Source organism: Cellvibrio sp., assembly GCF_039207905.1.
Classification (GTDB): domain Bacteria; phylum Pseudomonadota; class Gammaproteobacteria; order Pseudomonadales; family Cellvibrionaceae; genus Cellvibrio.
Map to the genome: position 1 here is coordinate 158337 of NZ_JBCECX010000009.1, position 8423 is coordinate 166759.

Genomic DNA, 8423 nt, shown 5'->3' on the forward strand with positions numbered 1-8423 from the left:
CAATCGGGAGCGGCTTTTTTAATGCCCGTCAGTGCGGGATTATTTCTTTTTCGGGCGAGTCGAGCGGCCTAATGTGCTGGCTGGGCGCGCATCTTTTGAGCCGGCGCGTTTTGGTTTGCTCGCAGCTTTTGTGGTTCCAGCGGTTTTGCTTGCTGATTTTGATGAACCGGGTTTGGCAAAGGCCGATTTTTTTGGATCGCCTGCTTTGGATCTGCCTGCCGGTTTTGCTGCCAGTTTCAGTAAGCCACTTTTTGGTTTACTAACCGACTTGACGACTTGTTCGGTGACTTCAAAACCTTTGATTTTTTCGCGTTTGATTTTGGTGCCGATCACTTCTTCGATCAGCGAAATCTTGTGCTCTTCCGCTGGCGTTACCAACGAAATCGCCACACCTTTTTTACCGGCGCGACCTGTGCGGCCAACGCGGTGCACATAGTCCTCGGTAAAGAATGGCAGGTCGAGGTTAACTACGTAATCCAAGCCTTGAATGTCCAATCCACGTGCAGCCACTTCGGTCGCGACCAATACTTGCAGTTTGCCATCTTTGAAATCTTGGAGCGCACGGCGACGTGAGCCTTGAGTCTTTTCACTGTGGATTACAGCGGAATCGATTTTATCGACTTTCAGTGCTTTGGTTAAACTCTCGGCTTCTTCGCGGGTGCTGCTGAACACCATTACCTGATACCAGTTTTGGCTGCGCAACAGATGAATAAACAGCTCGTATTTGCGATCGCTATCGACCGGGTAGAGCACATGGTCAACTGTCTCGGCGACCGAGTTGCGTTTGCTCACGGTAATCAGGGTAGGGCGATTCATCGCCTGCTTGGACAAGTTGGTCACCAGCGGTGAGCTGGTTGCCGAGAAAAACAGCGTTTGATGTTTGCGGGTGATACTGGTGAGGATCGCGTGCATCTCAACCACAAAACCCATATCCAGCATACGGTCGGCTTCATCCAGTACCACAAAATCGACTTTGGCGAGGCTGACATTTTCCAGCTCGACGTGCTCTTTCAGGCGGCCCGGCGTCGCAACCAGGATATCCACGCCCGCGCGCAACTTGGCGCCTTGGCTGGTCACCTTTACTCCGCCATAAATGCTGGCGACTTTAAATGGCGTGAACTGCGCAAACTCCTGCATTGCCTTGGCGATTTGCTCTACCAGCTCGCGGGTAGGTGCGAGGATCAGGGTGCGCACAAAGCCTGCTTGCGAATCTTTTGGTTTTTCCAGCATCTGCTGCAATACGGGAAGCGCGTAAGCGGCGGTTTTGCCGGTGCCGGTTTGCGCGGTAGTGAGCAGGTCGATACCGCGGCGTGCGGCGGGGATGGCTTGCTCCTGAACCGGAGTCAGGGTTTTAAAGCCAATCACTTTAATGGCGCGGAGCAATTCTGGCGCAAGGCCAAGGGAAGCGAAATTCATAAGCTAATCGACAGGGAGAGCTGAAAGGGCGCGCAGTATACCGTTTATTCACTGATTCAGGCTAACCGACGAATTACCGACTCAGGTTTGCCATTCAATACGACTATTTCAGGTAATCCACATTTATAACCAAAAGGCCATTTTTGCGACATGCCAAGACCAAATCCATCTTTTGTAAATTAATAAGCTATGTATATTATATATGTAACTGCTTATGAGGATGGTTTATGAGTTCTTCCACTCCCAATACCGATGAGCTGGCTACCAAATGGCCGGCGATTAAACCCGAGGATGAGAGCTTGGGCTTTCTGTTATCGGACAACCTGCGCTTGGTTCGCCGTATCGCGGCGCGTTATTTCGAGCAACATAACCTGACCCTCGCCCAGACGCGCGCCTTGCTTGGCGTGTTCCGCTGGCAGGGGATTCGTCAGGTTGATTTGGCGGACTTTATGGAGATCCAACCGATCAGCCTCGCGCGGTTGCTGGATCAGTTGGCAGAAAACGGATGGGTAGAGCGCAGGCCAGATCCCAAGGATCGCCGCGCGTTCCAGCTGTACCTGACTCCGGAAGCAGCGCCGATAGTAACGCTAATTAAAGAAGCATCGTGCGAGTTCCAATCCCTCGCACTGGCGGGTTTTACACCGGAGCAGCAATCGTCATTGTTCCTTGGGCTAAACAAATTGCGTGAAAACCTCACGGCTATCAGCAAAGGGGCCGTGAGTGGAGAAGAGTTTAAAGACGTTCCTGAACATCAGGATTCATCAGAGGTAAATGAGAAATGAGTGAAGCCAAATCATCACGTCGTTTGATTTTGTTAGTCGTGATTCCCGCAGTCGCCGCCGTATTGGGGCTGCTGATCTATCTGGCGGGCGGTCGTTATGCGACTACCGATAACGCCTACACCAAAGCCGATGTTGTGAATATTCGCCCGCGTGTTGCTGGCGCAGTGGCCGAGCGTCTGGTTGCTGAAAACGAGCATGTAAAAGCCGGCCAACTGCTGTTGGTGTTGGATGCCAAACCCTACGAAGTCGCATTGGCGAAAGCCGAAGCGAAACAGGGCGAAGTGCGCACCACGCTCGCCGCGCTTTATGCCAGCTATCACGAGAAACAATCCGAGTTGCAACTGGCGATGGCTAATCGCGATTACGCCGCTAACGAGCAACATCGCCAAGCCGATTTGGCCGCGCGCAAGTTGGTTGCCAAAGCTGCTTATGACGAAGTGAGCCACACCCGTCGAGTGAGTGACCAGCAAGTCGTAACCCTTGAACGCGATCTGAAACGTATCGCCGAATCTTTGGGTGGCGATGCCGAAGCACCGCTGGAGCAACACCCGAGTTATCGCGCTGCGAAAGCGGAAGTTGAGCAAGCGCAGTTGAATCTGGATTACACCCGCATCACCGCACCTAAAGACGGCATTGTTACCAAGCCGCCAGAAGTGGGTGAGTTTTTAGCGGTAGGTAGTGCAGCTATGTCATTGGTGGCGAGCGATAACCTGTGGGTTGAAGCCAATTTTATCGAGACAGATTTGACCCATGTGCGCATCGGCCAAACCGTGAAAGTGCATGTGGATACCTATCCCGATGTTGCATGGGAAGGCGTTGTGCAAAGTATCAGCCCGGCGACTGGCGCGGAGTTTTCAGTGATCCCGGCGCAAAACGCCACCGGTAACTGGGTAAAGATCGCCCAGCGTGTGCCAGTGCGTATCAGCATCAAGCCCAATAAAAATGCCCCGGCGTTGCAAGCAGGTTTGAGTACCGATATCGAGATCGACACCGGCTACAAGCGCTCGCTGTTAGGCGTTTCTATTTAGCCAAGTTTTATCTAGTAAGTTCTACCTATTACGTTTTATCTGTGGAGTAAATTTTTGTGTCACAGACAACGATTGATCAAGCTGCTGGAGATCCAATTCCAGCAGCTCCAGCCCCCGTCTCAGCCAATAATCGCGCGCTGATTACCGCCTCGGTAATGTTGGCGACGATTATCCAGGCGCTGGATACCACCATCGCCAACGTCGCCTTGCCGCATATGCAAGGCAGCATGTCCGCGACCCAGGACCAGATCTCCTGGGTGTTGACCTCTTATATTGTCGCGGCGGCGATTTTCCTGCCGCTGACCGGTTTCCTGTCGGATCGCTTTGGCCGTAAACGCCTGATGCTCTGGTCTATCGCCGGTTTTACCATTACTTCCATGCTCTGCGGCGCGGCGCAAAACCTGGAGCAAGTAGTGACTTTCCGGTTATTGCAGGGGATTTTCGGCGCTGCACTGGTGCCGCTGTCCCAATCGATTTTGCTTGATACCTATCCCAAAGAAAAACACAGTCAGGCGATGGCCGTCTGGGGGATGGGCGTAGTGCTTGGGCCAATCCTCGGGCCAACCTTGGGCGGATTACTGACCGAGCACTACAGCTGGCGCTGGGTGTTTTACATCAACGTACCCTTGGGGATTCTTGCACTCCTCGGCGTGATGGCATCGGTTAAAGAAACAGTGATCAATAAAACCCGCCATTTCGATTTACTCGGCTTCGCCTTCCTGAGTTTGGGAATCGGCGCGCTGCAGATGATGCTCGACCGCGGCGAAAGCCAGAACTGGTTCCATAGCCCGGAAATTATTGCCGAATGTATTTTGATGGCGTTGGGTTTTTACTGGTTTATCACTCACATATTTACCTACAAACAACCGTTTATCGAACCGGCGATATTTAAGGATCGCAATTTCTCCGTCGGCCTGATTTTCATGTTCGTGGTCGGCATTATTTTGCTCGCGACTATGGCGCTGCTGCCGCCATTCCTGCAAAACCTGATGGGTTATCCGGTAGTGGATGTCGGCTTGGTAATGGCGCCGCGCGGTATGGGGGTGATGTTCTCGATGGTGATTGTGGGCAAGATCGCAGGCAAGGTTGATCCACGCCATCAAGTGTTTTTCGGCCTGCTGCTGACGATTATCTCGCTGTGGGAAATGACGCTGTTCACCACTAGCATTACCAGCTGGGACATTATCCGCACCAGCGTGGTACAGGGTATTGGTTTGGGCTTCATCTTCGTGCCGTTGTCGGCGATTGCCTTTGCGAGTCTGGAAGGGCGGTTCCGCAACGAGGGCACCGCGCTGTTTAGCCTGACCCGTAATATCGGCAGCAGTATCGGTATTTCAGTGGTGATGGCGGAGCTGCAGCAAAACATCCAGAAAAACCACGCCGCCTTTGCGGATTACATCAGCCCCTACAATCAGGCACTGGCAAAAGTGGGCGAGACCGGCCATTGGGATATCAATACCACTCAAGGCCTGATGGCGATCAACAATGAAGTCCAACGGCAGGCGGCCACTTTGGCTTACTTGCAGGATTTCCAGTTGATGATGTGGGTCACTATCGCCGCCTTACCATTGTTGTTATTGCTCAAGGCTCCGCAAAAAGGCGCTGCGCCACCACCAGAAATGGCCGGTGACTAGATGATTAACGCAAAGCACCGGGGCAGTAATAACGCAATCGACTAATGGCGCTGTATGAAAATCAATCGGGCGGGGCGAGAATGGCAAAACATGTGCTATTCTGCGCGGCCCTCAGAAGCCGCGTCTCGCGTCTTAGGGGCTGTTTATCAAACGCGAAACATCAGAGAGAGTTATGGCTGTTAAACCCGTTTACAAAGTGATCTTCCTTAACCAATCCCAGGTTTACGAAGTGTTTTGCTCGGCGATTTACCAAAGCGAAATGTACGGCTTTATCGAGATTGAAGAGTTTGTCTTTGGTGAGCGCAGCGGTTTGTTGATTGATCCTGCCGAAGAAAAACTGAAAACCGAATTCGCTGGCGTAAAACGCTCTTACATTCCGATGCACTCCATCGTGCGTATCGACGAAGTAGAAAAAGAAGGTCCTGCTAAAATCAGCGAGATCAAAGGCGGCAGCGATAAAATCGCCCAATTCCCCTATGGCGGGTTTGTCCCCAACCCCAACTTAGGTGAATAGCCGGAGCGAATAGATTTCATTTTCCCGCTACACTTGCTCAATAACATTATTGAGCAAGTGTCATGTCCCAACAGCAAAATACTCCCTCAAATACTTTTCTCGCGACTGATCTCTTTCTAGCAATTGATCAAGGCGGTCAAAGCACGCGCGTTGCAGTTTATTCGGCTACGGGTGAACAAATCTGCTGTTTCTCTGCCGCATGTGTGACGCAACATCGCCAGATAGAAAATTCTGCTTATCCACATATCGAACAAGATGGTGAAGAAATTCTTGCCGGCATTCGCACATGCCTGCAAAAAATCCAGCAGCTTGGGGGTGATGTCGCGCGAATTAAAGCGGCCAGTTTTGCGGGGCAGGGCTCATCGCTCTTGTGTTGGGATAATAAAACCGGCGAGGTATTAACTCCGGTATTGAGCTGGCAAGATGTTCGTGGCGAACCTTATCTGCATAATATTCCACTGACCCATACGCAAACCCAACAACTTACTGGTTTGCGCTTATCGCCACATTACGGCGCGACCAAAATGCATTGGTGTTTGGAGCACAGCGATGCTGTCGCACAGGCACAACAAAATAACAGCCTGAGCATTGGCCCGATTGTCAGTTATATTTTTTGGCATTTGTGCGATAAAAAAATAAATAGCGGTCAACAGGCTTATGTCGATCCCGGTCACGCCCAGCGTACCTTATTGTGGAATTTGCAGCGCAACACATGGGATTTAACGCTGTTATACACCTTCGGAATTCCGCGTGCCGTTTTGCCCATTTGCAAATATCACAACAGTCATTTCGGCAATTTTAAAATTGGCGATCACAGTATTCCATTTACTGCGAGTGCCCGCGATCAAGGTGCATCGCTTTTTGCCCGTGGTTTACCAGAACCCGGTGCCTGCTACGTTAATATCGGAACCGGCGCGTTTATCCAGCGCCTGAGCGAAAATTTAAATGCACCGGAAGGATTACTGGTAAGCCCCTTATGGTTACCAGAAGATGCAACAAGCAAAAAATATTACGCATGGGAAGCAACCGTAAATGGCGCAGCAGCGGCGATCAGTTTTATCCAACAACACACAGGTTTGGAAATTACTCCGCACGAAATGGATTGCGCACTGGATTTAAATCCCGCTGGCGATTGTTATTTCCTCAACGCAGTCGGCGGCCTAAGCGCACCTTACTGGCGAACGGATTTGCAATCGCGCTTCAGTAATAATTTATCCGCACACGAAAAAATCCTCGCCTGGATTGAATCTGTAATTTTCCAAATAGTCATCAACGTTCAATTAATGAATCAGCTGGGCGATGCGAAAAAAATAATTATTAGCGGCGGCTTCAGCAAAGCCGATAGCGTCTGCCAAAAAATCGCCGACCTTACTTGTTCCAATGTCCACCGCAGCGACAACGCCGACGCAACCGTCCAAGGCGCCGCCTGCATGGCCGCCGGTTTACCCCAAAGTTGGAATCCCGCATTGCATGAAGATGTATTCAACCCGCAACAAAACCCGCTGTTATTGCACCGCTTCACCAGATGGCAAGCCGAAATGCAGGAATGGCTAGCATAAAAGCGCTATGAGCAACGCCCTAGGCCATTAGTCTGGAGAACGTTCTTTTGCTTGAAGTTTAACCACCTAAGAGTGCAAAATGTGCCAACACATGTAGGCACAATTGAGGTTTTTATGGAGATGTTCACTATTCGTGACCTGCGCAACCGCACTGGCGAGCTGATTCGCGAGGCTGAGTTGGGTCATTTGTCGCTAGTCACCAAGCATGGGCAACCGGTCTTTGTGGCGGTTCCCTTTGATGAAGTGTTGTTGCAATCCGGGGTGCGGGTTTCAATGGCATTGCATTTATTTGCTGATCACAAAGTCGGCCTTGTTCAGGCTGCACGTATAGCGGGTGTGTCACCGTCCGAGATGATGGATCTTTTGGCGGAACGTAAAATCCCGGTTGCTGATTATTCCAAGGATGACTTAATCGATGAGCTTGAACAATTTAACGACTAAACAATTATTGGTCGCCGATACAAGCCCATTACTTTCGTTAGCGCGGATTGGGTTTTTAAAAAACCTTCCTCTCCTATTTGAAAAAGTTTGCATAACGCAAAGTGTATTAGCGGAGTGCATGCACAAGCCCGAGCGACAGGATGCGCAACAAGTACAGCTAGCAGTAAATAACGGCTGGCTTCATCCGGTTAATGATCCCCTTGTCCGTACATCTCTCCAGCAGCTTGATCCTGGTGAACAAACCGCTTTGGAGTTTGCGTTGCAACATAATGCAATTGTGTTAATCGATGAAAAACTCGGACGGGGTATAGCAAAAGCGCATCAATTAAAAATAATTGGTGCAATCGGAATTTTATTGCTGGCTAAAAAAAAAATTTAATTTCAGCAATAAAACCCGTTATCGAAAACTTGATTGCATCGGGTTATTTCATTAGCGATCAGCTTGTTGGTAGTGCGTTGGAATTGGCAGGCGAGTAAAAATAATTATCAATCTATATTCTTCATTTGGAAAATAAGGGCGCCGTAAGCAGCGCCCCTAAATCAATATCAATTAATTCGATTTAATTCCCCACACTGCTGTCCCGTCTGGCGACAAAGCAGTAAAGGTAATTTCAAAACGATTGCGTACCTGGTTCCATTGCCGTGAGACAACACCGCGATAAGTAGTGCCGCCCAACACCAGCGTGGTAGCGCGAGTGTTTGCATCGAATGTCCAACTACCGGATTGCGCACCGGAGATGCTACCACCAGTGGCGAGTTGGATATTGCTTGATGATTTAATCGTCGCAGAAATATCTTTGCCGTGATTAATTAATTGGTAAGTTCCCGCAACCTCATTTGCAGCTACTGCTTCCAGTGCAGAGTGGCTGCGGGTTGCATCGTTCGCATCCACTTTTGCTGCGTAACGTAATGGTGCGATTACCGGCCAGCCGTCGCTATTAAAAAAGAACTCATGCGTGCGCACTTCGTGTTCCTCACCGCGACCGGGGAAGCGGGTATGGAAGACAACAAAATATTGGCTGGTATTTGCTTTGCGATAAGCAGAATTG

At 50.4% G+C, this 8423-nt stretch carries 10 protein-coding genes; 8 read left to right on the forward strand and 2 right to left on the reverse strand.

Annotated elements, in window-relative coordinates; genetic code table 11:
- Positions 1 to 39 precede the first annotated feature (39 nt).
- The gene (locus AAGC78_RS07545) at positions 40 to 1416 is read right to left on the reverse strand and encodes a DEAD/DEAH box helicase (protein WP_435783451.1); all 1377 of its coding nucleotides are present in this window, start codon (positions 1414 to 1416) and stop codon (positions 40 to 42) included.
- Positions 1417 to 1643: 227 nt separating this feature from the next.
- Between AAGC78_RS07545 and AAGC78_RS07550 the strand changes: the two genes are divergently transcribed.
- The 8 genes from AAGC78_RS07550 to AAGC78_RS07585 all read left to right on the forward strand — a co-directional run bounded on the left by AAGC78_RS07550 (position 1644) and on the right by AAGC78_RS07585 (position 7851).
- A complete protein-coding gene (locus AAGC78_RS07550; RefSeq protein WP_435783452.1) occupies positions 1644 to 2198 on the forward strand; it encodes a MarR family winged helix-turn-helix transcriptional regulator in 555 nt (184 codons plus the stop codon).
- On the forward strand, positions 2195 to 3226 hold the full coding sequence (locus tag AAGC78_RS07555) for an HlyD family secretion protein (protein WP_435783453.1): 1032 nt from the start codon (positions 2195 to 2197) through the stop codon (positions 3224 to 3226). The genes AAGC78_RS07550 and AAGC78_RS07555 overlap by 4 nt, the downstream gene beginning before the upstream one ends.
- A gap of 56 nt (positions 3227 to 3282) precedes the next feature.
- Complete coding sequence (locus AAGC78_RS07560) at positions 3283 to 4860, forward strand: DHA2 family efflux MFS transporter permease subunit (RefSeq protein ID WP_435783454.1); 1578 nt, start codon at positions 3283 to 3285, stop codon at positions 4858 to 4860.
- Positions 4861 to 5032: 172 nt separating this feature from the next.
- Positions 5033 to 5374, forward strand: a complete 342-nt coding sequence (locus tag AAGC78_RS07565) for a DUF1820 family protein (RefSeq protein WP_435783455.1) — start codon at positions 5033 to 5035, stop codon at positions 5372 to 5374.
- A 62-nt stretch (positions 5375 to 5436) separates the two neighbouring features.
- The gene (locus tag AAGC78_RS07570; RefSeq protein WP_435783456.1) at positions 5437 to 6933 is read left to right on the forward strand and encodes an FGGY family carbohydrate kinase; all 1497 of its coding nucleotides are present in this window, start codon (positions 5437 to 5439) and stop codon (positions 6931 to 6933) included.
- Positions 6934 to 7053: 120 nt separating this feature from the next.
- A complete protein-coding gene (locus AAGC78_RS07575) occupies positions 7054 to 7374 on the forward strand; it encodes a type II toxin-antitoxin system prevent-host-death family antitoxin (protein ID WP_435783457.1) in 321 nt (106 codons plus the stop codon).
- 118 nt (positions 7375 to 7492) lie between these two features.
- Complete coding sequence (locus AAGC78_RS07580) at positions 7493 to 7753, forward strand: hypothetical protein (RefSeq protein ID WP_435783458.1); 261 nt, start codon at positions 7493 to 7495, stop codon at positions 7751 to 7753.
- 29 nt (positions 7754 to 7782) lie between these two features.
- Positions 7783 to 7851, forward strand: a complete 69-nt coding sequence (locus AAGC78_RS07585; RefSeq protein WP_435783460.1) for a hypothetical protein — start codon at positions 7783 to 7785, stop codon at positions 7849 to 7851.
- Positions 7852 to 7924: 73 nt separating this feature from the next.
- Here AAGC78_RS07585 and AAGC78_RS07590 read toward each other — a convergent pair.
- Positions 7925 to 8423 (reverse strand): glycoside hydrolase family 43 protein (locus tag AAGC78_RS07590; protein ID WP_435783459.1); only part of this gene is annotated, 499 nt, incomplete at its 5' end.

Excerpts from the sequence above, each read along its gene's own strand:
- AAGC78_RS07545 (WP_435783451.1), bottom strand. The coding sequence starts at position 1,416 with ATGAATTTCGCTTCCCTTGGCCTTGCGCCAGAATTGCTCCGCGCCATT.
- AAGC78_RS07550 (WP_435783452.1), top strand. The coding sequence starts at position 1,644 with ATGAGTTCTTCCACTCCCAATACCGATGAGCTGGCTACCAAATGGCCG.
- AAGC78_RS07555 (WP_435783453.1), top strand. The coding sequence starts at position 2,195 with ATGAGTGAAGCCAAATCATCACGTCGTTTGATTTTGTTAGTCGTGATT.
- AAGC78_RS07565 (WP_435783455.1), top strand. The coding sequence starts at position 5,033 with ATGGCTGTTAAACCCGTTTACAAAGTGATCTTCCTTAACCAATCCCAG.
- AAGC78_RS07570 (WP_435783456.1), top strand. The coding sequence starts at position 5,437 with ATGTCCCAACAGCAAAATACTCCCTCAAATACTTTTCTCGCGACTGAT.
- AAGC78_RS07575 (WP_435783457.1), top strand. The coding sequence starts at position 7,054 with ATGTTCACTATTCGTGACCTGCGCAACCGCACTGGCGAGCTGATTCGC.
- AAGC78_RS07580 (WP_435783458.1), top strand. The coding sequence starts at position 7,493 with ATGCACAAGCCCGAGCGACAGGATGCGCAACAAGTACAGCTAGCAGTA.